Raw genomic sequence first — 25,941 nt, 5'->3', positions numbered from 1 at the left:
CTCTTGGGTCAGGCCAGTGGCGCGGGTATAGCGGGGGGCCAGTCGCCTGACAAGCCCCCAAAACAGTATTTTTTCGCTACGCCGCAATCGCCCCCAGATCGCGCAGGACAGACAGCAATGGCAGGCGCGGCAGGCCAAGTATCGCATCGTGATCGCCATCGATCCTGTCGAACAGCTGTACACCCCGCCCTTCGAGCCTGTACGCCCCGACACAGGAGAGAAGCGCGTCACCTTCTGCCTCTATATAAGCATCGAGAAAGGCGTCACTGAACTGGCGCATCCTCAGCGCGGGCGTTGCGCAATGCTCCCAGAGCTTCTCGCCGTTTCTGTACAGCACGGTTGCCGTCTGAAGATGATGCGTACGCCCCCGCAGAAAAAGCAGTTGTTCACGTATCGCGAGACGGCTGTCCGGCTTGTCGAAACCAATGCCATCGCAGTCCAGAATCTGGTCTGCGGCGATAACGAAATCGGCGCTCGTGAATCGCTGATTCCTGAAAAACTCTAGGGATTTGGCATTTGCGAGCGCCAGTGCGATGTCGCTCTGAGCCGCATTTTCAGCCCGCATACGGTCTCGCAGTACGGCCTCGTCCAGCGCCACCGGGCAGGACACCACCTCAAGCCCTGCATCGCGCAGCAAACCAAGCCGCGCCTTTGATCCACTGGCCAGTACAAGCCTTGTCCGACCGGGATTCGTATGCGCCGACTCCATGGCGAGTCTCCTTTGGAAACAGGGGTGAATGAGTACCGTCAGTACTGGGGTACATGGGGATTGTACGAGGTTTCAGGAGAAGGCGTACCGAGTACCGTGGATTGTACTTTTTCTGGCGATACCAGTGGGTTGTACACAGGCCTTCTGTGGGTATTTCGGGATAACTCACGCAAACGCCTCTAACCAAAGGCTTTATCGTTTGTACACAGTGTTGGTAAGTCGGGGTACGTTTTCGGAAAGATGGGTACCCCGTCATCCACAGGGATCAACCTATCCGACAGGATATCTATCTTTTTTCTTTTATGGTTATTGGTCGGTATGGATAGCGAAATCTCCCCTCGGCCCGTGCCTGCAAAACCGCTCCTGCGCGTCCTCCATGGAGAGGCCGTCTGGCCACCTCCAGTCTGGCTCATGCGTCAGGCCGGGCGTTACCTTCCCGAGTTCCGGGCCGAGCGTGCCAAGGCCGACTTCCTGACACGCTGTACCACCCCTGACATTGCAGCCGAGCTGACCCTTCAGCCCATACGGCGCTACGCCATGGATGGTGCCATTCTGTTTTCCGACATCCTGGTCCTGCCCTGGGCCATGGGTCAGGATCTGAAATTCATCGAAGGACGCGGCCCTGTCATGGAGCCGATCCGCAACAGGGCGGCACTCGATGCCCTGTCTCCTGCCCGCGTAGCCGAAACCGTCGCACCGATCCAGGAAACATTGCGTATCCTGGCCCGTGAACTGCCACAGCCCACCACGCTTCTGGGTTTTGCTGGCAGTCCGTTCACCGTGTCCTGCTACATGGTCGATGGCGGCAGTTCGCGTGAATTCGGGGTGACGCGTGCCATGGCCCTGCAGGATCCGGCGCTTTACGGCGATCTTATCGCCCTGCTGACACAGGCCACGACAGATATGCTGATCGGCCAGATCGATGCAGGTGCCGAAGCCGTCATGCTGTTCGACAGCTGGGCCGGTCTTCTGCCGCCATCGCAGTTCCGCAAGCATGTGATCGCGCCGACACGTGCCATCGTCGAGGGGATTCGTGCCGCCCGTCCCGGCGTGAAGATCATCGGTTTTCCCCGTCTCGCCGGGTTGATGGCCATCGAATATGCCCGCGAGACCGGTGTGGATGCGCTGGCCTGCGATACCTCGGTCGATATGGCCCAGATGGCAGCCCTGTGCCCCTCGACACTGGCGCTCCAGGGCAATCTCGATCCGATCATTCTGCGTAATGGCGGTCAAAGCCTGATCGATGAAGCCCACACTATCCGCAATGCGCTCAAGGGGCGGCCTCATGTGTTCAATCTCGGCCATGGTGTCATGCCCGATACCCCGCCCGAGCATGTCGGCGCGCTGGTCGACGCCGTGCGCGATATCGGCTGATATCCGCTCATGACGACTCCGATCCCCTCGGCGCTTTCAGCTTCCGGTCGGCTGCGTCTCGTGATCTTCGATTGCGATGGCGTACTGATCGACAGCGAAGGGCCATCCTGCCGCCTCGTCGCCCGTTCCGCGCGTGAACACGGTATCGCCCTGAGCGATGAGGAAGCCCTGCATCGTTTTGCCGGCAAGGCACTTGGTCAGGTGAAAAAAGAGCTTGAAGCCGAGACGGGGATCGATCTGGGTGACGATTACGTCGCCGTCATGCAGAACAGGCTTGTCGATCTGATGCGTGAAGAAGCAGCCCCTGTCGAAGGCGCAGGGGCCATGCTTGCAGCTGTGAAGGCTCTGGGTATTCCGTTCAGGGTCGGGTCCAATTCCTCCTGGCCCGAAATGGAGGTGAAATTCGCCCGTGTCGGATTCGCCCCGTTCTTTCCGCGCGATCGTGTGCATTCGGCGCGCGACATGATGCGTCCCAAGCCTGATCCCTATGTGTTTGAGCATGCCGCCCAACAGGAAAGCGTTCCTCCTTCCTGCTGTGTCGTGATCGAGGATTCCGATACGGGTGTCCGTGCGGCGCATGATGCCGGCATGGCCTGTATCCTTCTGCGTCCGGAAGGTCCGTTGCCAGAAACCGTGTGGCCCGGACTGCATCGCATTGCCCATCTGGACGAACTTGCCCCACTCCTGACCCGCATACTCAGGGAGCAGTCATCATGAGCGGTCTTCTTCCGTGGTTTTCCTGGCTCAAGGTGCTCCATATTCTGGCCTTTACGTCATGGATGGCCGGAAATTTCTATCTGCCTCGTCTGTTCGTCTATCATTCCCAGGTTGCGCCCGGCACAGCGGAAAGCGCACGTTTCCAGATCATGGAGCGCCGCCTCCTGCGTGCGATCATGACACCGGCCATGATCGCGACACTGCTTTCCGGCGGTCTCATGGCGTCTCTTCCCGGTGTGATCGACTGGTCGGCACCCTGGTGGTGGATCAAGCTTGTCACTGTGCTGCTTCTCTGCGGTTTCCACGGGTTCTGCGCCCGCTGGCGTCGTGAATTCGCAGAGGACCGGCGTCTGCATCAGGAGCGTTTCTATCGTATCGCCAATGAAGTGCCGACGTTGCTGATGATCGTTATTGTCATCATGATCGTGGTGCGGCCTTTCTCCGGGTAAACTACCCGGCGCGCCCTGGCCTATGCCTGCGAAGAAGCTTACCCCTGCATTCCCGTCTGATCATCAGGCAGGTGTCCAGAGGATAATCGTTCTTCTGGTGGGGATCGGGGCAAAGCCCCGTCGAAGCTGAGACCGGAGAATCTCAGAAATGGCGGTAGAGAAATTCGCCATCGTGACCGGCCTCGGCGGCTTCCATGACCAGCGCATGCCGGTCTGAGCGGGCGCAGACAGGATCGGTTGCTGCGGCGTCTCCGGTCAAAGCGAGGGCCTGACAGCGACAACCGCCCCAATCCACTTCCTTGAGGCTACAGGAGCGGCACGGCTCGGGCATCCAGTCCGTGCCGCGAAACAGGTTGAACAGGGGGGAGTCCTGCCAGATCGCGCCGAGGGAATCCGTTGCGACGCTGGGGAAAATGACGTTCGGAATGGTTTCGGCAGCGTGGCAGGGCAGAACCTTGCCTGATGGGGTGATGTTGACGAAACGCTGGCCCCAGCCACCCATGCAGGGCTTGGGCTGGTCGGCGTGATAATCCGGGGTGACGTAATCGATCGCGAGACTGTTCCCGAAACGGGCGCGGGCTTTTACCACGGCATCGGTCGAGGCTTCGAGCTGGGCCGCAGACGGCATGAGCAGATCGCGGTTTTTCAACCCCCAGCCGTAATACTGGGTATGGGCAATCTCGACACGCCCTGCACCGAGGTCATGGGCGAGGTCGAGCATGGCAGGCACACGCGCAACGTTTTCGCGATGCACCACGAAGTTCAGCGTAAGAGGAATGCCTCGCGCCTTGATGAGACGGGCCGCATTAAGTTTTTTTGCCTGTGCGCCGCGTAGCCCGCCAATGCGTTCTGCACCCTCTTCCTCGACATCCTGAAAGGAGAGCTGGATATGATCGAGTCCGGCCTCATCGAGCGCGGCCAGCGTGGTTTCCGTGATGAGCACGCCGGAGGTGATGAGATTGGTGTAGAGATTGAGCGACGAAGCGTGACGCACCAGTTCGGGCAGGTCGTTGCGCGCCATGGGTTCACCGCCGGAAAAGTGAACCTGCAACACCCCAAGGGCAGCCGCTTCGTCCAGCACGCGCACCCAGTCGGCCGTCGAAAGCTCCGATGCCCGTCGTTCCAGATCGATCGGATTGGAACAATAGGGACAGGAAAGCGGACAGCGATGAGTCAGCTCGGCCAGCAAACTCATGGGCGGGGGCACGAGACTCATAATTCTGGCCCTTCTGATTCTGGTCCTTCGGAGCTGCGGACAGTCTGATCGGGCTCTTGCCGGTCGAATACATCTGCGCTGGGCATCTTCCGGTCGAGCACCTTCTGGTCGAGCAGGGAGGCCAGAAGGGTCTGCACATCGGTAGCAATCGTGTCGCGCGGAGCCTGATAGGTCTCGGCAAGCGTATCGATGATTGTACCGAGCGGGCGCGAGCCATCGACAAGACGCAATATCGCAGCGGCTACCGGATCGGCAATGAACGCTTTTTCAGGCGCCTGAATAAGCCAGACATCGCGCACGCGGTCATGCTGAAGCCGATGACCGCGTGTAAATTTCAGAACGCTGCTTTCCGAAACGCTCACGCGCTGAAGGCCTCGGGCGTATGAGCGCCTGCAAATGCGCCGGGGGCCGGGTGGCCTTCCATATACACGTGCTGAAGCGCGTCGAGCATGGTCCAGAGCACGTTGCACTTGAAAATCAGCGCATCGATGACTTCCTTCTGGCGCTCGGCAGTGCGGGCATGTTCCTTGACATAGGCCAGTGCAAAATCGGAATCCCGCGGGGCTTGGGTCAGGCGCGGTGCGAAATAGGCGAGGGTCTCTTCAGAAATGAAGTCATAATGGCGCAGCATGCCGGAGACGCGCTCGCTGATAATGGTCGGCGAGAACAGCTCTGTCAGCGATGAGGCGACGGCAGCCAGAACAGAGCGATCGCGCACGTAATGCACATAGGCTTCGACAGCAAAACCCGTCGCGGGCAGCATGCCCTGCAGGCTTTCGACATAATCGCGCGACAGTCCAAGACCGTCCGTCAGTTTCAGCCAGCGCGCAATACCGCCTGTGCCGGGTTCGGTGCCGTCATGATCCTCAAGGCGGCGGCGCCATTCGCGACGCAGCTCTGCTGTCGGCAGGCGGGCGAGCAGCGTGGCATCCTTCACCGGGATGGAGGCCTGATAATAATAGCGGTTGAGAGCCCAGGCCTGAACCTGCGTGCGGTTGAGCTTGCCGTCATGCAGGGCACGATGGAACGCATGACGGTTGTGATAGCGCTCGGCACCGATTTCACGCAGGCGGGCTTCAAGGGCGTCGGGGGACAGAACCGTCATGAATGATCTCCAAATGTCAGGCGCAGGCCGTCTTCGCCGATCGTCCAGCCTGCCTCTTCTGCCGTCCGGCGCTCCGGCGAGTCCGGAATCAGGACGGGATTCGAGTTGTTGATATGAATGAAGATACGATGGATCGGTGCATCGTGAAGGGTTGCGATGATGCCCTGTGGGCCTGACATCGAGATATGACCCATACGCAGACCGGTTTTGGGGCTCAGACCGGCACGGATCATCTCGTCATCGCGCCAGAGCGTGCCTTCCATGAATAGGGCATCGGCGCGACGGATACGCTCGCGTATGGCAGGGGTAAGATCGGCACAGGCTGGCAGGAAGACCATGCTGTGCTGCCCATCCGAAATTTCCAGCCCGATGGTTTCGCCCTTCTGGCTCGGCAGATGCTCGGCATAGAGCGGGGCCTTTCCCGGCACATCGAAGGCTCTCAGCGTAAGCCCGGATGCTGTTCCATCCTTGTTGGGCAGGGCGACAGGGTGCTCTTCATCCAGAAACAGGCGCGGCACGATCTCGCGATTGACGGACTCGAAAATCGGATTGGCATCGAGCTGTGCCAGCGTGGCAGCAGTGCCATAGAGATTGAATGGCTCGCGTTCACGCAGGGTCAGAAGTCCGGTGATGGAGTCGATCTCGCCATTGGTCAGGATTACCCCCTGTATGGGTGTCGAACGCACGGCATCTCGCGCATGGAGCTCCGGCGTTGCCAGAATCTGTGCGCGCAGATCGGGGGAGGCATTGAGCAAAAACCAGTTCCTGCCATCGCCACTGACAGCGAGCGAGGCCTGGCTGCGGGAAGGGATCTTGCCTTCACGGGCAGCGCGACATGCAGGGGCGTTTGAATTCCATTGTGGAAATCCACCCCCTGCGCCACTGCCGAGAACGATGATATCGAGCATGGTCAGGATCGGTCTGTTTGTGATCGGTCTATGGAAAGGCTTTCAGCCCGGCCAGAAACGACAACAGCCGCACATGGGGTGCGGCTGTTGCGTGTAGACGGTCCGGTGAAGAACTTACTTCTTCTGGCCGCAGACATAGGAGTTGATTTCGGCGCCGAGCGGAATTTCGGTAACCTTAGGTGTGTTCCAGGCCATGACGATATCCTTCAATGAGACAATGTGCTGAGACAGCTTAAAGATAGAACCTGAAAATGGGTTGCAAGCCAACGTGATTCAACCCAATTAAATGTAACGTGCATCACGTTGATGGCAACGTTTATGGTCCCGGGCTGTTGATCGGTGGTCATGACGGCATCTTGTTCACGCCGCAACCGCCTTCAGGAAAGATACGCCCGCCATGTCAGACCCGTCTCTGACTTCGGAAACAGCACAGCCTGAACACGGACACACGGGTAGACCGCTGCATGATGAGCCGCTCCGGCGTGGCACGTCGAAAGACAGAAAGCCGCAGATCATGCCCGAAGGCAACGATATTGGCGGAAAAGGCGAGGGACTTCAGGCCGGCATCATACGCAAGGCCATGCTGCGACACAGCCTGAGCGTGCGCGATGTCTGTATCCTGATCCTGTCTCTGCTTGCTGTCTTCTACACGCTGTATTTCGCTGCCGATATCGTTCTGCCCTTCGTGTTTGCCATGGTGGTCAATCTGCTCATGATCGGGCCGATGCGTTTTCTGCATGGCAGGCTGCGCATTCCAAAGCCCATCTCGGCCCTGCTGCTGATCATTGCCATGTTCCTGATCGTGGTCTGTATCGGCACAGCCATTTCCGTGCCTGCCGCCGCGTGGCTGACCAAGGTTCCGCAAAGCCTGCCCGCACTCCAGCAGAAACTCGCCTTTCTTCAGGGGCCAATCGACTCCATACAGCGTGGCTACCTGCGTGTGGTCTCCATGATGAACAGCAGTCCGCATCATCATGTCAGTGTTTCGGCTGCCGCAGCCTCGTCGGGGTCGAGCGGAGCCGAAACACTGCGTGTCTGGGGTTCGTCATTCCTGATAGGCACGCGCGCCTTCGTCGGCGAGTTCTTCACCATGCTGCTGATGCTGTTCTTCCTGATGACCGAGGGAGACAGTCTGCTCAGGCGTATTGTCGAGATCATGCCGACCTATGCCGATAAACGACGCATGGTGCAGATCACGACGCAGATAGAGCGCAATGTGTCGCTTTATCTGGCGACCATCACCATCATGAATCTTCTGGTCGGTCTGCTCAATCTGCTGCAATGCTGGCTGACCGGCATGCCCAACCCGCTTTTGTGGGGCGTGCTGGCCTTCCTGCTCAATTATGTGCCGATCATCGGACCGCTCACCGGTGTGGTCGTCTATTTCTGCGTGGCGCTCATCAGCTTTCCCTCTTTCCTGATGTCGCTGCTGCCGCCGGCCATCTATCTGTGCATCCATATCCTTGAGGGGGAGACGATCACCCCCATGCTTCTGGCCAAGCGATTTACGCTCAACCCGGTGCTTGTCATGGCCTCGCTGCTCTTCTGGGACTGGATGTGGGGCATCGGTGGCGCGTTTCTTTCCGTGCCCATGCTCGCCGTGTTCAAGATCTTCTGCGATCATATCGGCGCCCTGACACCGATAGGCCATGTGCTTGGCGGCCCGGTCCGCCCAAGGTCGTTGCGCACGCTTGGACCTGAGGTCAAACCGGACATGCCAGGCTGAAATATACCGGGCTGAACCGGTCGGTCAGAGCATTGTTACGGTTAAACTAGCGATAACAGGGCGTATGACATGAAATTATCATGCGTTCTTTTGTGCAAAACTCTATTAAAAGGCGGTTTCGACCGTTTGCGACCGCTAGCGGGAAGAATGTCGTTCAGCTAAAGGCTTTGCGACAAACTGTTTCAATGCCCGCTGAGCCGAGGTTTCGATGCGCTCCCATGACGGACTTGCCTGACCATGCAGGCACCTCCTCTTCGCCGCCTGGGTCTGGCTGCGATCCTCGCTATTGTGCTGCTCGGGGTCGTTATCGCGATCGTTCATGAGCATGCTGGCCCGCGAGCCGGTCGTCCGGTCAACCAGCTCACACGTGAGAACGGCATGGTCATCGTAACGGATGACTCTCCGCTCATGAAACGTCTTCATGTCGATACGGTAAAGACCAGTGTGCTGGCGCACGGTCTGCGCGTGCCCGGCACGGTGCAGGCCGAGCCGCGACGCAGCATCAATATTCTGACGCCGGTTACCGGTCATGTTGTCAGGACCGATCTGCAGCCGGGCCAGATCGTGCACAAGGGCGATGTCCTTGCTGTTCTGGCCTCCGGAGATCTCGATCAGGCTTATGCCGATCTGCTGAAGGCACGCGCGCAGGAAACGTATCAGGAGCGTGTGGTCAAACGCGCCCAGGACGTTCTGGCCATTGGCGGTAATGCACGCAAGGATCTGGACTCCGCCAGCAACGATTTGGCCCAGGCCCGTGCCGAACGCCAGCGTGCAGAGCGCCGTCTTGAATCGCTTAATAGCCGCACCGATCAGGATGGCGAGGGGCTGGTGAGGCTCGTAGCCCCTGTCGATGGGCTTATTGCAAGCACGACACTCGCACCGGGTGTGAACATTACGGATGCGACCGCAGTGCAGGCCGTTCTGCTCGATCTTGCGCAGGTCCAGATCGATGCTGAAATTCCCGAGGAGTCCCTCGGTATGGTGACAGTCGGCCAGCAGATGACCGCACAGATGATCGCGCTTCCGGGGCGTCACTGTACGGCACCCATCCAGTCTGTCGACCCGCAGCTTCATAACGACACACGTCGCATGGTTGCACATATCCTGTGCGACAATGCCGATGGTATGCTTCGCCCCAACATGTTTGCCGACGTCGAGATTGCCGTGCAGCAGCCCGATATGGTCATCATCCCCAAGACGGCGCTTCTGATGAATAACGACCGTCTGACTGTTTTCGTCCAGGATGGCGCACCCATGCATTTTCGCCGTCGCCCGGTCACGGTGAGCTATGACGAGGGTGAGACCGTGCGTGTTCTTTCCGGCCTGCAGAGCGGTGAGCACATCGTGACGCGTGGTGCCATTCTTCTCAATGATAACGACTGATCTGTCAGCGCCGCGAGTGAGAGCTTCCTGATCCGTGATTGCGACCCTGATTTCATGGTGCTTCGCGCGCCGTCATATCGTCTTTATCTGCGCTGTATTTCTGGCGCTCGCCGGGGGCTATGCCTGGCGTGTGCTGCCTGTCGAGGCCTATCCCGATCTGGGTGCGGTCAACGTGCAGGTAACGACACAGGTTTCAGGCCTCGCTGCCGAAGAAATGGAACAGCAGGTCACGGTACCGCTCGAACGCGCTCTGGCCGCTGTCCCTGGCGTGACCGAAAGCCGTTCCAGCAGCACGTTCGGCCTGTCCCTGATCACGCTTATCTTCCATGATGGTGTCGATGTCTTTACCGCGCGTCAGCTTGTGCTGGAACTGCTCGGCACAGCGAGCATGCCCGATGGCGTGACCCCGCAGCTCGGCCCTATTACCGGGCCGGCAGGCGAGATTTTCCGCTATACGCTGGAATCGGATTCGATGGATCTGATGCAGCTTTCGGATGTGCAGCGCTGGATTGTCATCCCCACGCTCCAGCGTGTGCCGGGTATCGTCAACGTCAATAATTTCGGTGGACTGACGCGCGAGTATCAGCTCGTCCTCAAGCCCGATGCCCTGCTGCGTTACGGTCTGAGCACCGATGACGTGGTCAATGCCATCAAGAACAACAATGCCAATGCCGCAGGTGGACGTATCACGCGCGGCGAGCAATCCTATATCGTGCGCGGCGTGGGCATGATCCACACGCTGGATGACATGAAGCGCATTGTCGTGGCGCAGCATAACGGCACGCCTGTGCTGCTGAGCGATCTGGGCCAGGTCCAGTTCGGCCACCAGATACGCGAGGGCATTCTGGGCAAGGACAACAATCCCGATACCATCGAGGGTATCGTGACCATGCTGTCCGGCGCCAATCCCTCGCTTGTTCTGGATAACGTGCATAGCGTGGTGAACGGTTTGCAGGAGCGACTCAAGCCGCTCGACGTGCGTCTGGTGCCCTATATCGACCGCGACAATCTGGTGAAGGCCACCACGCATAAGGTCGGTGAGACCATGGTCGAGGGTATCGGCCTCGTTCTGGTCATTCTGACCCTGTTCCTGGGCAGCCCGCGCAGCGCCGTGGTGACCGCCGTGACCATTCCGCTCGCACTGTCGACCGTTTTCGTGCTGATGCATTTCTTCGGCATGTCGGCCAATCTGTTTTCGCTGGGCGCCATCGATTTCGGCGTGATCGTGGATGGGGCCATCGTGATTACCGAGGCGATCCTGCGTCTGCGCGAGGAATCGCCAGAAGCCACGCTGACCAGTACGGAAGTGCTGAGCGTGGCGCGTATTGCCGGACGCTCGATCTTCTCCTCGACGCTCATCATCATTGTCGCCTATTCGCCGCTCTTCGCTTTCGAGGGGAGCGAGGGCAAGCTGTTCCGTCCCATGGCTTATACGGTCAGCTTCGCGCTGATCGGCGCGCTGGCCTGTTCGCTCTGCCTGATCCCGACGCTGAGCTATCTGGCCCTGCACAGACCAAAACGCATCTGGCACAATACCCCGCTCGAAGCCCTTCATCGTGCCTATGAGCGCGGGCTCAACCATATGCTTGCGCGCCCGCTCGTCACTTATATCGGTGGTGGCGTGGCGCTGCTGTCTGTGGTCGTTCTGGGAGCGACGGTCGGTCGCGAATTCCTGCCCGATCTGGATGAGGGCGCACTCTGGCTGCAGGTGCAGCTGCCCACCGGTATTTCCCTCGATGAAGGCAGCCGTATCGCCAGTGAAGTGCGTTCGGCTGTGCGTGAATTCCCCGAAACGTCCTATGCCATTACCCAGCTCGGCCGTAACGATGACGGTACCGATCCCTGGACATTTTCGCATATCGAAATGCCGGTCGGGCTCAAACCCTACGATCAATGGGCCAGCGGCGAGACCAAGGCCCAGTTCATTGCACGCCTGCGCGAGCGTCTCTCCCAGATTCCCGGAATCAGCTTCGGGATCAGCCAGCCGATTCAGGATGGCATGAACGATCTGGTTGGCGGCGCCCACTCGCCGCTGGTGCTGCGCGTCTATGGCAATGATTTCCACGAACTGCGCCGTATTGGCCGTCAGATCGTGAGCATTCTGCATGATGTGCCCGGTACGACCGATGCGTCGATCTTCCAGGAGCCGCAGATTCCACAGCTCATGGTGACGCCAAGACGCGAGCTGGCCGCACGTTATGGCATTAACGTGTCCGATATCAGCACCGTGGTGCAGAACGCGATCGGCGATGGCGCGATCACACAGGTCTACGTGGAAGACCGCGTTTACAACGCAACGCTTCATGTCGGCGCACATGATCTGACCGATCTGGCATCGATACGCGCGCTTCCGCTGCGGTCGACCGATGGGGCGCCTGTGACACTATCGGAAGTGGCGGATGTCGGGCTGCATATGGGCGAGAGCAATATCGCCCATGAAATGGGCGAGCGTCAGATCACCATTCGTGTCGATAATGGCCAGCGCCCTCTGTCGCAGTATCTGGAAGATGCACAAAAGCGGATTGCCTCGCAGGTTCATTTCGACCCGCGCAAATATCGCCTGCAATGGGCTGGCAGTTTCGAGCAGGAGCAGCGTGCGCAGGCCCGTCTGGGTGTAGCGCTGCTGGTGATGTTCGCCGTCATGCTGCTGCTGCTGTTCATGGAATTCGGCACCTTCCGTCATGCCGTGCTGGTGCTCAGCGTCGTGCCGCTGGCCACGCTGGGTGGGCTGATCGCGCTTCATCTGCGTGGCGAGACGCTCAATATTGCCACCGCTGTCGGCTTTATCGCGCTGTTCGGCGTGGCGGTGCAGAACGGCATTATCATGATTGCGGCCATCAACCGTCATCATCGTGCGGGTCTGAGCATTCATGATTCCGTGCTGGCGGGTGCCGCAGAGCGTTTCCGTCCCGTGCTCATGACCGCCACCGTTGCCAGCGCTGGCATGCTGCCTGCTGCTCTTGCCACAGGTGTCGGCACCGATGTGCAGCGCGGTCTGGCCACTGTCGTCGTGGGTGGTCTGGGTATTGCAACCTTGCTGACCCTGTTCGTTCTGCCCGTGTTTTTCTTCGAGCTCGAGCATTACATCGAACGCCGCAAGGCGCGCCGTTCGGGAGGTGTGTCATGAAACGCCGTGTGCTTCTGACCTGCGCCGCCGGTCTGACCCTGTCGGGCTGTGCCATCGGGCCGAATTTCCATCGTCCCGACATGCTCAAAAGCAGCGCCTATCAGAGCCATGCCCTGCCTGCCGCCATTCATGGCACGGCCGATAGCGGATCGGCTGGCGCCGCCCAGACCCTGTCGCGCGGGGCCGATCTGTCGGGAGAGTGGTGGAAGGCATTTGGCGTACCGCAGCTCGATGGACTTGTGGCGCGTGCGCTGAAGAACAACCCGTCTCTCCAGTCGGCTCAGGCAGCGCTCAAGGCGGCCTATGAACAGACCAAGGTGGCCGGGGCTCCCTTGCTGCCGAGTATCTCGGCCTCGTTCAACCCGACACGCAACAAGACCTCCAAGGCCTTGTCGCCCGTGCCGGGCAATAACGAGATGCTCTATAACCTGCATACGTTGCAGCTGAATATTTCCTACCAGCCCGATCTGTGGGGGGGCTTGCGTCGTCAGGTCGAAAATCAGGCTGCGCAGGCAGAGATGCAACGCTTTCAGCTGGTGGCGACAACCAACACGCTGATCAATACGCTGATCGTCGGGCTCATCACCCAGTCGAGCCTCAATGCCCAGATTGTGGCAGCAGAAGACATTATTGCCAATCAGCAGAAGCTTCTGGGCGTGATGGAAAAGCAGTTCCGTCTTGGCGATATTTCCGAAGCCCAGCTTCTGGCCCAGAAAGCGGCGCTCACACAGGCGCAGGCCATTCTGCCACCTTTGCATTTACAGGCCGAGCAGGCACATGACCAGATTGCCGCCCTTGTCGGCACGACACCGGACGAAATGCTGCCCGAAATCCCGCTGGAAGCCTATCGTCTGCCTGCTACCCTGCCTGTCAGTCTGCCCAGTGCCCTTCTGGTCCAGCGGCCCGACATCCGTGCTGCCGAAGCGCAGATGCATAGTGCCAGCGCGCAGGTGGGTGTCGCGATTGCCAATCGTCTGCCGAACGTGCAGCTTTCTGCCACGCCGGGTCAGGCCATCAATGCCATGAGCCAGTTCTTCACGCCCGGCTATGGCAACTGGTCGATCGGCGCCATGGTAGCCCAGCCGATTTTCCAGGGGTTCGAGCTGATGCATCTGGAGCGTCAGGCACGCGATAATCTTCTGGCGGCGACCGAGCAGTACAAGAATACCGTGCTGACCTCGATGCAGAACGTGGCCGATACGCTGCATGCGCTTCAGGACGATTCCGATGCTCTGACCATCAGCGCCGCCAATGAAGATGCCGCCGTACGCAGCCTGCGTATTTCGCAAAGCCAGATGTCCTATGGCGATATCAGCCCGGTATTGCTGCAGGCTGCAGTACAGATCGAGCTTGAGGCGCGCCTCACCCTGATCCAGGCCAAGGCCACGAGATTTACCGATAGTGTGGCCCTGTTTCAGGCTCTGGGGGGAGGGTGGTGGCATCGTAACGATACCGCTATGAAGATTCCCTCGACAGACTGGCACGCGGCGTTCTGACCCGGTTCGGATCTCCGTGCGCCCGGCGCGCATCAGGAGATCCGACGCTTATGAGATTCCCCCGCTCTTCACGCCTCGCCCTGATGGGGCTTGGCTGTCTTCTTGCCTCGACCACGGCGCTTGCAGCCCCTGCTGCCTCGTCGGACAACAGGGCGGCTGCCGCGTTCGATCGTCTTCTGGATGAGGAATGGCAGTATCAGCTGAAAAACGCGCCAGAACTCGCCACGTCGATTGGCGATTACCGCTATAACGACCGCTGGAGCGATCTGTCCCTCGCTCATATCCAGGCCTCCGTGCCGGTTCTTGCGGGCTTTCTGAAGAAGTTCGAGGCTATCGCGCCGGCCTCGCTCGACGATCAGCGCCAGATCAGCCGTGCCATGATCATCCAGCAGATCCAGGACACGCTCGAGGGGATCCGTCTCAAGACCTATGAGATGCCCATAGACCAGATGAACGGCGCCCAGCTGCAATATCCGGGCTTCGTGTCGAGCATTCCTTTCAATACGACAAGGCAGTACGAGGACTACCTTGCCCGTCTGCGCGCCATTCCCAAGGCGATCGATCAGGTGATCGCGCTTGCACGCCTTGGAGAAAAAGACGGATTGATGCCGCCGCGGTTCCTGCTTGAAAAGGCCGAGCAGCAGGTCGAGCAGATTGCCGCACCCGCCGGCGAGAAAAGCCCGTTTGGCGAACCCGTCACAAGATTCCCTGCTGCCGTTCCAGCTGCCGATCAGGCACGCCTGCGCAAGGCCATCCTGACGGCCATCGATCACGATGTACGACCGGCCTATCAGCGTCTCGCGACGTTCATGAAGCAGGGTTATACGGCCCATGGTCGCACGCAGGATGGCGTCTGGGCCCTTCCCGGTGGCGATGCGCTTTACCGCTATGACATTCGCACTCTGACCACCACCACCATGTCCCCGAAGGAAATTCATCAGCTCGGGCTCGATCAGGTGGCAAAGATCGAGGGTGAAATGGGTGAAATTGCCCATAAGCTCGGCTTTGCCGATCTGGCTGCCCTGCGCGCTTCGGTTGCGAGGGACCCCAAACTCTACGCCACTTCGCGCGAGCAGATCATCGATCTGTACCGCAAGTATATCGCACAGATGGAGCCCGCTCTCCCTCGCGATTTCGACAGGATCCCGACCACAAAGCTGGAGGTGCGTCCGGTCGAGCGTTACCGTGAAGCCGAGGCTGCCGGTGCCGAGTATCATCAGGGCACACCCGATGGCTCTCGTCCCGGTATCGTGTTCGTCAATACCGGCGATTACGCCAAGCGCGACATCTACACGATTGAAGATACAGCCTATCATGAGGGCGTACCGGGGCATCACTTCCAGATATCCACGGCACAATCCCTGCCACTGCCGCCTTTCCGCCAGCAGGGCTTCTATAACGCCTATATCGAAGGCTGGGCGCTGTACGCTGAGGGGCTTGGCAAGGAAATGGGGTTCTACAAGGATCTCTACAGCGATTACGGACGTCTGAATGGCGAGCTTCTGCGTGCCGATCGCCTTGTGCTCGATACCGGCGTGCATGACCTGCACTGGACACGTGCCCAGATGCTGGCGTTCTTCCATGCGCATCCGCCGACCAGCGAACCGGATATGCAGGCCGAGACAGACCGCTATATCGCCTGGCCCGGTCAGGCTCTGGGCTACATGCTCGGCCAGCAGACCATTCTGCGTCTGCGCGAAAAGGCAAAGACCGAACTGGGACCGAAATTCGATATCCGCAAGTTCCACGATGTCGTCCTCTCAGGCGGCGCTATGCCGCTGAACCTGCTTGCCGACCGGGTGGATGCCTGGATCAGTCAAGTGAAAGCCCGGAACTAGGCTTTCCGGGACAAGCGGGGTTCTGCCCCGCACCCGCCAGAGGACAGTCGTTCTCTGGTCACCTGCTCGATCCCGAAGGACCTTGTTCCTTTGCGGATCGAGCAGAGCCCTGAAACCTGCAGCCGGGGGCGAGGCAGATAAAAAAACTGCCATTCCGGATTTCAGTCGTTTCCAGTTCCCCCCGAACAGGGCAGGATCGGGGGGATATGTCATTGACTTCTTCCTCCCCCGGCGAGACGCCCCCGAAAGAGCACGATCTTCAGGAGCCTCTGCCCGAGGTCGATCTGAAGGCAACCCGAGCGGCACGTTTCGTGCATGGCAGCATTATGCGCCATGTTGTCGTCATGGCGGGAACTGGTGCCATCGGTCTGATGGCCGTCTTTGCGGTCGATCTGCTCAATTTCTGGTATGTCTCGCATCTGCACGATCCGGCCCTGACGGCTGCAATCGGCTTTGCCGCAGCACTCGGTTATGTACAGGTGGCGGTATCGATCGGTATGACGATCGGGCTCGGTGCCGTGATCGGCAGGATGATCGGCGCGCGTCGTGTCATCCGGGCCCGTCGCTTTGCATCGGCCTTTATGGTGGTGATGGTCGGCGTGGCTGCTGTGCTGGGATGTCTGACCGCTGTGCTGGCCTCGTTTCTTCTGGCTCTGCTCGGCGCCAGGGGGGAGGCGTTGCAACAGGCCACCGGCTTTCTGCATCTCGTTTCACCGGCTCTGCCTCTGGTCTGCTACGGCATGGCGCAATCCGCGCTGCTGCGCTGTGTGGGCGATGCACGACGATCGATGCAGGTGACGCTGGTCGGTGCCTTCGTTTCCGCCATTCTCGATCCGATCCTGATTTTCGGATTTCATATGGGCCTGACAGGGGCTGCGATCAGTACCATCATCTCGCGTGGAACGGTGGTGCTTTTCGGCTTCTTCAGCCTGCGCGATCACCGCATGCTCGAATGGCCGCGTTTATGGGCGATTGCGCCGGCTACGCGTCAGATCGGTGCTGTCGCCCTGCCTGCCATTGCGACCAATCTGGCAACGCCTGTCGGCGGGCTGTTTACCACACATTTCATGTCGCGTTTCGGGCTCGATGCCATTTCAGGACAGGCGACGATTGAGCGTATCGTGCCAGTGGCTTTCGCTTTCGTTTTTGCGCTGACAGGATCTGTCGGGCCGATCATGTCGCAAAATCTCGGCGCAGGTAAAAAGGATCGTGTGCGCGAAACGCTCTATGCATCGCTGAAGCTGACAGGCCTGTGCGTGTTGCTGACCTGGGCGATACTGGCAGCGTTCCATATGCCGATCCTGCATCTGTTCGCCTCGAAGGGCGTTGCCATCCGCATCGTGACACTCTTCTGCTGCTGGCTGGTGGCGAGCTATTTTTTCGTCGGATTGCTGTTCGTCTCCAACACGGCATTCAACAATCTGGGTCATCCGCTCTATTCGACCGGATTCAACTGGGGGCGGGCCACGCTTGGAACGATCCCCTTCGTCTGGATCGGGGCGCATTACGGCCCGATCGGTATTCTGATCGGACAATCGCTCGGCGTGGTGATTTTCGGGAGCGTTGCCGCATTGACGGCGTTCAGGGTGATCCGTCGCCTCTGAGCCAGCATATGTGGCGTCACACCTGATTTATCTGCGTGCCCGGTTGACTATAGCTCCAGGATAACAGTCTGTACGATGATGAATTATAGAATTGTATGGGACAATATAAATAATAAAAAATTATGAAATGTGCTATTTTGTTATTATAAAGAACATTACCACATGTAAATAAATATCAATTATAGAACTAAACAATTATACTGGACGTTTATTGAGTTATTACCATTATAATGTCATTCATTGTTAGAGAATGATTTGAATATTCCAATTTTCGAATGAAAAGTTTGTCATAGAAAAGCAATAGGACGACATATCAATGTGATTTGTTATATATGACGTCTTTCCATGATGCCCATTCACCTTGTAATCAGGGCGTATCGGTAGGAGATGACGGCACTAACTGTCGCTCCGGTAAAATGCTGTGACTGAGAGTAGCAATGCGAATATTGTTGACAGGTGGCTGTGGTTTCATCGGGTCTGCTGTGGTCAGGCATCTGATCCGTCAGACCGATCATGAGGTTCTCAATGTGGATTGCATGACTTATGCAGCCTCTGAAGAGACCGTGGGTGAGGTTGCTTCCGATCCGCGTTATCGCCATGCCGCCGTTAACATCGTCAATGGCGTCGAACTTTCGAAGCTGTTCGAGGAATACCGTCCCGATGCGGTGATGCATCTTGCGGCCGAGAGCCATGTCGATCGTTCGATCGACGGTCCGGGTGTATTCGTCGAGACGAACGTAACCGGCACCTATGCGCTTCTCGAAGCCGCACGCCGCTACTGGCAGACGCTCGATGCCGCAGCCCAGAAGGCATTTCGTTTCCATCACATCTCGACGGATGAGGTGTTCGGTCATCTCGAACTCGACGATCCGCCGTTCACCGAGACGACGCCCTACGATCCGCGTAGCCCGTATTCTGCTTCGAAAGCAGCCTCGGACCATCTGGTGCGCGCCTGGTATCATACCTACGGCCTGCCCACTTTCGTAACCAACACCACGAACAATTACGGCGTCTGGCACTTCCCTGAGAAGCTGATTCCGCTGGTGACGATCAACGCGCTTGAAGGCAAGGAATTGCCTGTTTACGGCAAGGGCGAGAATATCCGTGACTGGCTGTTTGTCGAGGATCACGCCGAGGCTCTGGTCAAGGCCGTCGAACAAGGACAGCCGGGCGAGACCTATGCCATTGGTGCCCGTCAGCCGCGTACCAATCTCGATGTGGTCAAGACCATCTGCGCCGTACTCGACGAGCTGTCGCCCGACCCGGCAGGGCCGCGCGAGCGTCTGATCCGCTTTGTGACGGATCGACCCGGCCATGATTTCCGCTACGAAATCGACCCCAGCCATGCCGAGAAGGCTCTGGACTGGAAGGCAAAGCACGATTTCGAAACGGGCATTCGCCGCACGGTCCAATGGTATCTCGATAACCGCAACTGGTGGGAAGGTATTCGCGCCCGCCGTTACACCGGACAGAGACTGGGAACAAAAGCATGAACGCCGTCACTGCATCCAAGCCGATGAAGGGCATTCTTCTTGCCGGTGGGTCTGGCACACGCCTGCATCCCATGACGCTCGCGACCTCGAAGCAGCTGCTTCCGGTCTATGACAAGCCGATGATCTATTATCCGCTGACCACGCTCATGCTGGCTGGCATTCAGGATATCATGATCATCTCCACGCCTCACGATCTGCCTCAGTTCAAGCGTCTGCTTGGCGACGGATCGCAGTTCGGTGTGCGTTTCGAGTATCGCGAGCAGCCTTCTCCCGACGGTCTGGCTCAGGCATTCCTGATTGCTGAAGACTGGATCGATGGCTCTCCCTGCGCTCTGGCGCTTGGCGACAACCTGATTTTTGCTGATCATCTGGGCGTTCTGCTGCGTGCAGCGGCTGCCCGCCCGGAAGGAGCGACGGTCTTCGCCTATCAGGTGCGTGACCCCGAGCGTTACGGCGTGGTCAGCTTCGATGAAAGCGGTCGTGCGCTCGGTATCGTCGAAAAGCCCACCGAACCTGAGTCCAACTGGGCCGTGACCGGTCTGTATTTCTACGATCATCGCGTTGTGGAATTCGCCAAGAAGGTGAAGCCGAGCCCGCGCGGTGAACTCGAAATCACCGATCTGAACCAGATGTATCTGGAAGAAGGCACGTTGCAGGTCGATCGTCTGGGACGAGGCTGCGCGTGGCTCGATGCCGGCATGCCGGATAGTCTGATGCAGGCCGGTCTGTTCGTTCAGACCATTCAGTCGCGTCAGGGCATGCTGGTTGGCTCACCGACCGAAGTGGCCTATCGTATGGGCTTCATCGATCGCGAACAGCTCATGGCTCAGGGCAAGGCCAAAGCGAAGACGGATCTTGGCCGCATGCTGCTGGAACTCGCAAACCAGACCCATTCGGGCAGGAACTAGGAGATACGCCATGAAAGTCGAACGTCTCGCCATTCCTGACGTCATCCTCGTCACGCCGCAGCGCTTCAGCGATTCGCGCGGGTTTTTCTCTGAGACCTATAACCATCAGAAGATGGTCGAAGCCGGAATCGACCTGACTTTCGTACAGGATAACCAGAGCCTTTCGGTACAGAAGGGCGTGGTACGCGGTCTGCATTGTCAGGTTGCCCCCTATGTGCAGGGCAAGCTGGTTCGTTGTACCAAAGGCGCGATCTGGGATGTGGCGATCGATGCCCGTACCGGTTCGCCAACCTACGGCAAATGGGTTGCAGCCGAACTTTCGGAAGAGAACTGGTCCCAGCTCTGGGTGCCTCCCGGCTTTCTGCATGGTTTTGTGACGCTGCAGGAAAACACAGAGGTGCAGTACAAATGCACATCGCTCTACGACAAGGCTTCGGAGCGCGCCGTGATCTGGAACTGTCCGCATCTCGCCATCGACTGGCCGATCAGCGCCGATGAGGTCGTTTTGTCCGACAAGGACAAGGTCGCGCCGCATTTCACTGAAGCCAAGGGGTGGTTCCAGTACTCATGAGCAAGACATCCGATAAACCGATACTGGTCACGGGTGGGCAGGGTCAGCTCGCCACGTCGCTCAGAAAGCTCGGTGGCGATCGAGTTGTTATCGTTGGTCGCCCTGAATTCGACCTTGCCAAGCCTGAGACGATAGCGGCCACGCTCGATCGCGTCAGGCCTGCGCTCGTCGTGAATGCTGCAGCCTGGACGGCAGTGGATCTGGCAGAGACTGAAATCGAAGGGGCAACGGCCGCCAACGAGACCGGTCCGGCCGAGCTGGCCCGTCTTTGTGCCGCTCAGGATATTCCGCTCATTCATGTCTCGACCGACTATGTCTATGCCGGTGACAAGGGCGCGCCCTATGTCGAGACCGATCCCGTCACACCGCAGACGGTCTATGGCCGCACCAAAGCGGCGGGCGAACAGGCCGTGCTCAAGGCCCAGCCACGCAGTATCGTACTGCGCACGGCCTGGGTCTATTCCGGGCATTGCAAGAATTTCGTGCGTACCATGGTCAATGCCGGGGCCAAGAACGCCCATCTGAAGGTGGTTGGCGACCAGTATGGCTGCCCGACCAACGCCGATGATCTGGCCAAGGCTATTCTTGACATAGCCGATCGGGTCGAAGCTGGCTGGCAGGACAGGTTTGCCGGGATCTATCATGCCTGTGGCACGGGCGAGACGAGCTGGCACGGTCTGGCCGTCGCGGCGCTTGAGGAGGCCACGCGTCATGGACAGGCCATGCCTGTGGAAGTGGCTGCGATCCGTACCGAGGACTGGCCGACCCCTGCCAAACGTCCGCAGGATTCCCGTCTCGATTGCAGCAAGCTCGAAACCGTTTTCGGGGTTCGCCTGCCTGAATGGCGCGATGGCGTCGCCCGCGCGGTGGACGAGCATTTCGCAACGCAAACGGCCTGAGCGTGACTGGCAGAAACAGGGCCCAGGCCACTCCACCGCGTCTCTACGCGGTCGGAGGGCGTGATACGGAGCGGGCGGCCTCGGTGCCGCCCGTTGCGATTCTGTTGTCTGTCTATAACGGCGAGGCTTTTCTCAACGAGCAGCTCGACAGTTTTCTCGCACAGACCGACAGCAACTGGTGTCTTTACTGGCGCGATGACGGATCGCAGGATGCTTCACGCGCGATCATGCTGTCATTCCAGGAACATCGCGGTCAGGGACGCTGTATCGAGATCGATGCTGAGATGGGTCATGCTGAGACCGCTAACATCGGTGTCGCGCGATCCTATGCGCTTCTGCTCGATGCGGCTCCTCGCGACGCCCTGATTGCCTTTGCCGATCAGGACGATGTCTGGCTCCCGGAAAAACTGCGCTGGGCACGGGAGAAACTGGCAGAGTGCTCCGGGTCGGCCCTTTACTGTGCACGACAGTTTCTGACCGATGAAAAACTGAAAGTGCAGGGACCTTCGCTTGCGCTCAGACGCATGCCGGATTTTCGCACGGCTCTGATCCAGAACCTCGCAACGGGACATACGATCGTACTCAATCCGGCTGCAGCGTCTCTCATACGGCCGGTTTTGCCCCCCCAAGGTGTATTGCATGACTGGTGGAGCTATGTGCTGGTGCTGGCTGCTGGCGGCACATTCGTTTTCGACGAGCGCTGCGTCACGCTCTATCGTCAGCATCGTCGTAATGCAGTCGGGGTCGAGCGTTCTCTCCTGACAAGAGGGCTGCGTGCACTGCGCCGCGGTCCTGCGGCGTTCATGGCTCTCCACGCCGCTCTTGTGTCTCGCCTAGCCGAACCGGAGTTACTGGTCGTTCTCACGCCGGATAACCGGGTGTTTCTGAGGCGTTTGCAGAACTGTCTGAGTGGCAGCGCGGTCACAAGACTGCGCTTCCTGCTTACAGAGCGCAGCTTCGTGCGCCAGCGTCTGGCCGAAACCTGGCTGTTCCGGCTCTGGTTCCTGTTCTATGGCAGCTCCAGCCCGAAAGCCTGACAGCTTTCGCGCATGAAATCGGGCGGTGCAGCCTGCGCCGTGACGCGTTCCTCGCTCAGGGCGAGGTCGAGCGAGCGGCTCATCAGATGCAACGGGGCTTTTCTCCCGCCATAGCGCGTGTCGCCCAGAATGGGGCAGCCGAGCAGGGCACAGTGGATACGTGCCTGATGGGTGCGCCCTGTCAGCAGCTCGAGTTCGAGCAGGCTATGGCCTTTGCCACGCGCCAGAACACGCCAGCGTGTCCGTGCGGTCTGCCCATCGGGATGGGTTTCCATATGCCATCCTTCCGGAGCGGTCTTTTTGCGCAAAGGCGCATCGACCAGCCCCTCGGAGTCCTGAGGACCGTTCTCCACGACAGCCCAGTAGGTCTTTCTGACCTTTCCCGATGCGAAAAGTGCCTGTGCTTCGACAAGCGCCTGTTTGCGCAGGGCGATCATCAGGCAGCCTGACGTGTCAGCGTCGAGACGATGCACCAGCCACGGTCCATCCTTGCGTCGTGACAACAGGGGGAACAGCGATTCGACCGAGTGCGTTGCCTTCGGGCCCGGATGCACCGGCAGGCCCGCGGGCTTGTCGATGACGACCAGTCGCGGGCTTTCATAGAGAAGGGGATAGGGAAAGCGGTCGATCATGACAGAAGTCCGGGCAGCGCACAGAATAGAGCACAGAATGGAGAGAGGAGCGGGGGAGGGAGGTCAGTCCTCTTCGCGCTGACGCCGGGCCAGAACCTCACGCTTGCCGACATGGTTGGCAGCGCTTACGATTCCTTCCTTTTCCATCTGCTCGATAATCTTGGCAGCACGGTTATAGCCGATCGACAGATGGCGCTGAATGAATGAGGTCGAAGCTTTCCCCTCGCGCGTTACGAGATCGACCGCCTGATCGAACAGGCTGGATTCAGCATCGTAATTGCCACCATTCATGCCATTGCCGCTCGACGATGCGCTTGCAGCCTCGTCCTCAAGGTTGGAGACGACCTCTTCGTTATAGACCGGCTCGCCCTTGCTACGCAGATCGGCAACCACATCCTCGACTTCGCTATCGGTCACGAAGGGACCATGGACACGCGTGATACGTGCCGCGCCCTGCATGTAGAGCATGTCACCCTGACCCAGAAGCTGTTCGGCCCCCTGCTCGCCAAGAATGGTGCGGCTGTCGAACTTGCTGATCACCTGGAAAGAAATACGTGTCGGGAAATTGGCCTTGATCGTGCCGGTAATCACATCGACCGAAGGACGCTGCGTGGCCATGATCACATGAATGCCGGCTGCGCGAGCCTTCTGCGCCAGACGCTGCACGGCAGCTTCGATTTCCTTGCCTGCCACCATCATCAGATCGGCCATTTCGTCGATCACGACCACGATATGCGGCATGGTTTCGAGCGCGAGCTGCTGCTCGTCGAACACGGGCTGCCCTGTTTCGGGGTCGAAGCCGGTCTGCACGCGACGTGTCACGAGCTCGCCCGTAGCACGTACCTGGCGCACACGCTGGTTGTAGCCTGTGATGTTGCGTACCTGCAGATGCGCCATGGAGCGATAACGCTTGTCCATCTCGCGCACGGTCCATTTGAGCGCAGCGACCGCCTTGTTCGGCTCGGTGACGACCGGCGTCAGCAGATGCGGAATACCGTCATAGATCGACAGTTCGAGAATTTTGGGATCGATCATGATCAGGCGGCACTCTTCCGGCGTCAGCCGGTAGAGCAGCGACAGGATCATGGCATTCACGCCGACAGATTTACCCGAGCCCGTCGTGCCCGCGATCAGCAGATGCGGCATCTTGGCCAGATCGGCATAGACCGGGTTACCCGCAATATCCTTGCCCAGCGCCAGACGCAGCTGCGCACCGGGTTCCATGAATTCGGGCGTATCGAGCAGTTCGGAAAAATAGACGGTCTCGCGGGTGGCGTTGGGAACCTCGATACCGATGACATTACGCCCCGGAACGGTCGCGATACGCACGCTCAGCACTGAAAGCGAGCGGGCAATATCGTCTGCCAGACCGATCACACGGGCAGAGCGAATGCCCGGAGCGGGTTCGAGCTCGTAGAGCGTGACAACCGGACCTGCGTGAATGTCGCCGATCTGACCCTGCACACCGTAATCGGAGAGGACCTGTTCGAGCAGGCGGGCATTGGCCTGAAGTACTTCGTTGGAGGGGCCGTTGCCACCATGGGCAGGGGCCTTGCGCAGCAGCCCGAGCGATGGCGGCTGCCAGCCCGTGCTCTCCCAGCCCTGTCTCGCCGATTCAGTAGGCTGCGGTGGGCTCGGACGCTCCGGGCGTGCACGTCCGAAACCGAAAAATCCTCGGCGGGGCTCTTCCTCGACCGGAGCGGGCGGCGCTTCTTCCGGGAAGGGCGTTGCGTCCTCGATTTCGGCATAGCGTGCCACGGCAGCGGGCCGCGAGGCGCTGTCCTGATCGCGCGAAATCTGTGCCAGCTGCATGGCATAGGGGTTCGAGGGTGCAGGTTCCGATGCGGGGGCGGGCTTGGGACTCGTTTGCAGCGTGCGCGGGGCTGCCGGTGCAGTCTCTTCATGCTTTTCTGGTGGTTGAAGCCATCCGGTATTGGCAGGAATGAACGGTGCGCGAGCAGCGTCCCCGCCGCGTCGCGGCGTGGGGTAGGGATGCTCGTGACGATAGGCATTGGCCTCGACCGGTTCGTAGCTGCTCCAGTCCGGCGGACTGGACTGACCGCTGCGATGACCCAGGCGACGGGCGAGATGTTCGGACCCCTTGCCGAGTGAACGTGCCCCTCTGAACAGCGCCCGCCATTCGCTGCGCCGTAGCCCGAGTGCCAGAGGAACAAGTAAAGCAGTCAGCAGAAGACCCAGCAGCGAAAAGAGAATACCTCCTGCGCGCCCCATCGTCGCGCGTCCGGTCGCAACCAGATGATCGGCCAGAACCAGACCGAGCTGTCCGCCAAGACCGGCACGCGACGGCCAGCTTGTTGTCAGCGCAGGGACCAGAACCTGAACTGTGGCAATCAGCGATGCCGCAACCGGTAGCAGACACAGAAAGGCGATGAAACGCAGAACGGGCACGCTCAGGGCATGATGCCGGACGATCTGCCATGCCCAGCACAGCATGACGATAATCGGCAGGGCGCTTGCCAGACCCAGCCATTGCACGAGCGCATCGGCCAGTGTCGCACCGGGTTGCCCCAGCAGATTGGTCGGCGCCGCAATGGTGGCTGTATCGAACGAGGGATCCTGCGGATTGTAGCTCCACAAGGCCACAGCCAGAGCCAGGGCAAGGGCGAGCAGAACAAATCCGCCCAGCTCCGTTAGCCGGTCCTGTATCGGGCTGCGTGGTCCGGGAGCCGTTGTCCCTGTCGAAAAGAAGCGGCTGAACGAAGCCAAATTCGCATCTTCCTGTTCTGCG

The 25,941-nt window shown here is 59.4% G+C and carries 21 protein-coding genes and 1 pseudogene; 14 read left to right on the top strand and 8 right to left on the bottom strand.

The window, feature by feature from the left end; translation table 11 throughout:
- Nucleotides 1-76: 76 nt before the first annotated feature.
- A complete protein-coding gene (locus tag NF685_RS09395) occupies nt 77-709 on the bottom strand; it encodes a Maf family protein (RefSeq protein ID WP_222546296.1) in 633 nt (210 codons plus the stop codon).
- A gap of 318 nt (nt 710-1,027) precedes the next feature.
- Between NF685_RS09395 and hemE the strand changes: the two genes are divergently transcribed.
- From hemE to hemJ, 3 genes are read left to right on the top strand one after another with little or no spacing between them, the layout of a single operon-like run.
- A complete protein-coding gene (gene hemE / locus NF685_RS09390; RefSeq protein ID WP_252849446.1) occupies nt 1,028-2,083 on the top strand; it encodes a uroporphyrinogen decarboxylase in 1,056 nt (351 codons plus the stop codon).
- A gap of 9 nt (nt 2,084-2,092) precedes the next feature.
- The gene (locus tag NF685_RS09385; protein ID WP_252849445.1) at nt 2,093-2,800 is read left to right on the top strand and encodes an HAD family hydrolase; all 708 of its coding nucleotides are present in this window, start codon (nt 2,093-2,095) and stop codon (nt 2,798-2,800) included.
- The gene (gene hemJ, locus NF685_RS09380; RefSeq protein ID WP_252849444.1) at nt 2,797-3,249 is read left to right on the top strand and encodes a protoporphyrinogen oxidase HemJ; all 453 of its coding nucleotides are present in this window, start codon (nt 2,797-2,799) and stop codon (nt 3,247-3,249) included. Before NF685_RS09385 ends, hemJ begins: the two co-directional genes overlap by 4 nt.
- A gap of 142 nt (nt 3,250-3,391) precedes the next feature.
- Here the strand turns inward: hemJ and pqqE are convergent, their stop codons facing one another.
- The 5 genes and pseudogenes from pqqE to pqqA all read right to left on the bottom strand — a co-directional run bounded on the left by pqqE (nt 3,392) and on the right by pqqA (nt 6,673).
- Nucleotides 3,392-4,465, bottom strand: coding sequence for a pyrroloquinoline quinone biosynthesis protein PqqE (gene pqqE, locus NF685_RS09375; RefSeq protein WP_252849443.1), 1,074 nt, complete (start codon nt 4,463-4,465; stop codon nt 3,392-3,394).
- Between the two features lie 95 nt (nt 4,466-4,560).
- Nucleotides 4,561-4,827 (bottom strand): annotated as a pseudogene (gene pqqD, locus NF685_RS09370) (pyrroloquinoline quinone biosynthesis peptide chaperone PqqD); the annotation flags it as partial.
- Complete coding sequence (pqqC, locus tag NF685_RS09365) at nt 4,824-5,570, bottom strand: pyrroloquinoline-quinone synthase PqqC (RefSeq protein WP_222546302.1); 747 nt, start codon at nt 5,568-5,570, stop codon at nt 4,824-4,826. The gene pqqC and the pseudogene pqqD, both read right to left, overlap by 4 nt.
- Complete coding sequence (gene pqqB / locus NF685_RS09360; protein WP_252849442.1) at nt 5,567-6,478, bottom strand: pyrroloquinoline quinone biosynthesis protein PqqB; 912 nt, start codon at nt 6,476-6,478, stop codon at nt 5,567-5,569. The genes pqqC and pqqB overlap by 4 nt, the downstream gene beginning before the upstream one ends.
- 114 nt (nt 6,479-6,592) lie before the next feature.
- Nucleotides 6,593-6,673, bottom strand: coding sequence for a pyrroloquinoline quinone precursor peptide PqqA (gene pqqA, locus NF685_RS09355; RefSeq protein ID WP_023978294.1), 81 nt, complete (start codon nt 6,671-6,673; stop codon nt 6,593-6,595).
- A 385-nt stretch (nt 6,674-7,058) separates the two neighbouring features.
- On the opposite strand from pqqA, the gene NF685_RS09350 reads away from it, so the two are divergent.
- From NF685_RS09350 to NF685_RS09300, 11 genes are all read left to right on the top strand, one after another.
- Nucleotides 7,059-8,204 carry an AI-2E family transporter gene (locus NF685_RS09350; protein WP_373317784.1) on the top strand — a complete coding sequence of 382 codons (1,146 nt, stop codon included), beginning with the start codon at nt 7,059-7,061 and terminating at the stop codon, nt 8,202-8,204.
- Nucleotides 8,205-8,441: 237 nt separating this feature from the next.
- Nucleotides 8,442-9,587, top strand: coding sequence for an efflux RND transporter periplasmic adaptor subunit (locus NF685_RS09345; RefSeq protein ID WP_252849440.1), 1,146 nt, complete (start codon nt 8,442-8,444; stop codon nt 9,585-9,587).
- A gap of 34 nt (nt 9,588-9,621) precedes the next feature.
- A complete protein-coding gene (locus tag NF685_RS09340; RefSeq protein WP_222546305.1) occupies nt 9,622-12,714 on the top strand; it encodes an efflux RND transporter permease subunit in 3,093 nt (1,030 codons plus the stop codon).
- Nucleotides 12,711-14,210: an efflux transporter outer membrane subunit gene (locus tag NF685_RS09335; protein ID WP_252849439.1), complete on the top strand. Its 1,500-nt coding sequence runs from the start codon at nt 12,711-12,713 to the stop codon at nt 14,208-14,210. The genes NF685_RS09340 and NF685_RS09335 overlap by 4 nt, the downstream gene beginning before the upstream one ends.
- Nucleotides 14,211-14,260: 50 nt before the next feature.
- Nucleotides 14,261-16,048 (top strand): DUF885 domain-containing protein, encoded by a 1,788-nt coding sequence (locus NF685_RS09330; protein ID WP_252849438.1) that lies wholly within the window; start codon nt 14,261-14,263, stop codon nt 16,046-16,048.
- A gap of 326 nt (nt 16,049-16,374) precedes the next feature.
- Nucleotides 16,375-17,652: an MATE family efflux transporter gene (locus NF685_RS09325; protein ID WP_252849515.1), complete on the top strand. Its 1,278-nt coding sequence runs from the start codon at nt 16,375-16,377 to the stop codon at nt 17,650-17,652.
- Nucleotides 17,653-18,089: 437 nt separating this feature from the next.
- Entirely contained in the window at nt 18,090-19,145 is a 1,056-nt protein-coding gene (gene rfbB, locus NF685_RS09320; RefSeq protein WP_222546308.1) for a dTDP-glucose 4,6-dehydratase, read from the top strand.
- On the top strand, nt 19,142-20,053 hold the full coding sequence (gene rfbA, locus NF685_RS09315) for a glucose-1-phosphate thymidylyltransferase RfbA (protein ID WP_252849437.1): 912 nt from the start codon (nt 19,142-19,144) through the stop codon (nt 20,051-20,053). The genes rfbB and rfbA overlap by 4 nt, the downstream gene beginning before the upstream one ends.
- A gap of 10 nt (nt 20,054-20,063) precedes the next feature.
- Nucleotides 20,064-20,624 carry a dTDP-4-dehydrorhamnose 3,5-epimerase gene (rfbC, locus tag NF685_RS09310; RefSeq protein WP_222546309.1) on the top strand — a complete coding sequence of 187 codons (561 nt, stop codon included), beginning with the start codon at nt 20,064-20,066 and terminating at the stop codon, nt 20,622-20,624.
- Complete coding sequence (gene rfbD, locus NF685_RS09305) at nt 20,621-21,523, top strand: dTDP-4-dehydrorhamnose reductase (protein ID WP_252849436.1); 903 nt, start codon at nt 20,621-20,623, stop codon at nt 21,521-21,523. Before rfbC ends, rfbD begins: the two co-directional genes overlap by 4 nt.
- 2 nt (nt 21,524-21,525) lie before the next feature.
- Nucleotides 21,526-22,560 (top strand): glycosyltransferase, encoded by a 1,035-nt coding sequence (locus NF685_RS09300; protein ID WP_252849435.1) that lies wholly within the window; start codon nt 21,526-21,528, stop codon nt 22,558-22,560.
- On the opposite strand, the gene NF685_RS09295 is transcribed toward NF685_RS09300, so the two are convergent.
- The gene (locus NF685_RS09295) at nt 22,533-23,192 is read right to left on the bottom strand and encodes an RluA family pseudouridine synthase (protein ID WP_252849434.1); all 660 of its coding nucleotides are present in this window, start codon (nt 23,190-23,192) and stop codon (nt 22,533-22,535) included. The two genes, NF685_RS09300 and NF685_RS09295, sit on opposite strands and share 28 nt — an antisense overlap.
- A gap of 63 nt (nt 23,193-23,255) precedes the next feature.
- Nucleotides 23,256-25,919 (bottom strand): FtsK/SpoIIIE family DNA translocase, encoded by a 2,664-nt coding sequence (locus NF685_RS09290; RefSeq protein WP_252849433.1) that lies wholly within the window; start codon nt 25,917-25,919, stop codon nt 23,256-23,258.
- Nucleotides 25,920-25,941 lie beyond the last annotated feature (22 nt).

It is taken from the genome of Asaia lannensis NBRC 102526, from assembly GCF_024054035.1.
GTDB classification, from domain to species: domain Bacteria; phylum Pseudomonadota; class Alphaproteobacteria; order Acetobacterales; family Acetobacteraceae; genus Asaia; species Asaia lannensis.
This window is presented reverse-complemented; position numbering and strand designations above follow the sequence as displayed.

What these genes read in the sequence shown, in the direction of transcription:
- NF685_RS09385 (WP_252849445.1), top strand. Translation starts at nt 2,093, where the DNA reads ATGACGACTCCGATCCCCTCGGCGCTTTCAGCTTCCGGTCGGCTGCGT.
- rfbA (WP_252849437.1), top strand. Translation starts at nt 19,142, where the DNA reads ATGAACGCCGTCACTGCATCCAAGCCGATGAAGGGCATTCTTCTTGCC.
- pqqE (WP_252849443.1), bottom strand. Translation starts at nt 4,465, where the DNA reads ATGAGTCTCGTGCCCCCGCCCATGAGTTTGCTGGCCGAGCTGACTCAT.
- rfbD (WP_252849436.1), top strand. Translation starts at nt 20,621, where the DNA reads ATGAGCAAGACATCCGATAAACCGATACTGGTCACGGGTGGGCAGGGT.
- NF685_RS09330 (WP_252849438.1), top strand. Translation starts at nt 14,261, where the DNA reads ATGAGATTCCCCCGCTCTTCACGCCTCGCCCTGATGGGGCTTGGCTGT.
- pqqC (WP_222546302.1), bottom strand. Translation starts at nt 5,570, where the DNA reads ATGACGGTTCTGTCCCCCGACGCCCTTGAAGCCCGCCTGCGTGAAATC.
- rfbB (WP_222546308.1), top strand. Translation starts at nt 18,090, where the DNA reads ATGCGAATATTGTTGACAGGTGGCTGTGGTTTCATCGGGTCTGCTGTG.
- NF685_RS09345 (WP_252849440.1), top strand. Translation starts at nt 8,442, where the DNA reads ATGCAGGCACCTCCTCTTCGCCGCCTGGGTCTGGCTGCGATCCTCGCT.
- pqqB (WP_252849442.1), bottom strand. Translation starts at nt 6,478, where the DNA reads ATGCTCGATATCATCGTTCTCGGCAGTGGCGCAGGGGGTGGATTTCCA.
- rfbC (WP_222546309.1), top strand. Translation starts at nt 20,064, where the DNA reads ATGAAAGTCGAACGTCTCGCCATTCCTGACGTCATCCTCGTCACGCCG.
- NF685_RS09335 (WP_252849439.1), top strand. Translation starts at nt 12,711, where the DNA reads ATGAAACGCCGTGTGCTTCTGACCTGCGCCGCCGGTCTGACCCTGTCG.
- NF685_RS09325 (WP_252849515.1), top strand. Translation starts at nt 16,375, where the DNA reads ATGCGCCATGTTGTCGTCATGGCGGGAACTGGTGCCATCGGTCTGATG.
- NF685_RS09395 (WP_222546296.1), bottom strand. Translation starts at nt 709, where the DNA reads ATGGAGTCGGCGCATACGAATCCCGGTCGGACAAGGCTTGTACTGGCC.
- hemE (WP_252849446.1), top strand. Translation starts at nt 1,028, where the DNA reads ATGGATAGCGAAATCTCCCCTCGGCCCGTGCCTGCAAAACCGCTCCTG.
- pqqA (WP_023978294.1), bottom strand. Translation starts at nt 6,673, where the DNA reads ATGGCCTGGAACACACCTAAGGTTACCGAAATTCCGCTCGGCGCCGAA.
- hemJ (WP_252849444.1), top strand. Translation starts at nt 2,797, where the DNA reads ATGAGCGGTCTTCTTCCGTGGTTTTCCTGGCTCAAGGTGCTCCATATT.
- NF685_RS09295 (WP_252849434.1), bottom strand. Translation starts at nt 23,192, where the DNA reads ATGATCGACCGCTTTCCCTATCCCCTTCTCTATGAAAGCCCGCGACTG.
- NF685_RS09350 (WP_373317784.1), top strand. Translation starts at nt 7,059, where the DNA reads ATGCTGCGACACAGCCTGAGCGTGCGCGATGTCTGTATCCTGATCCTG.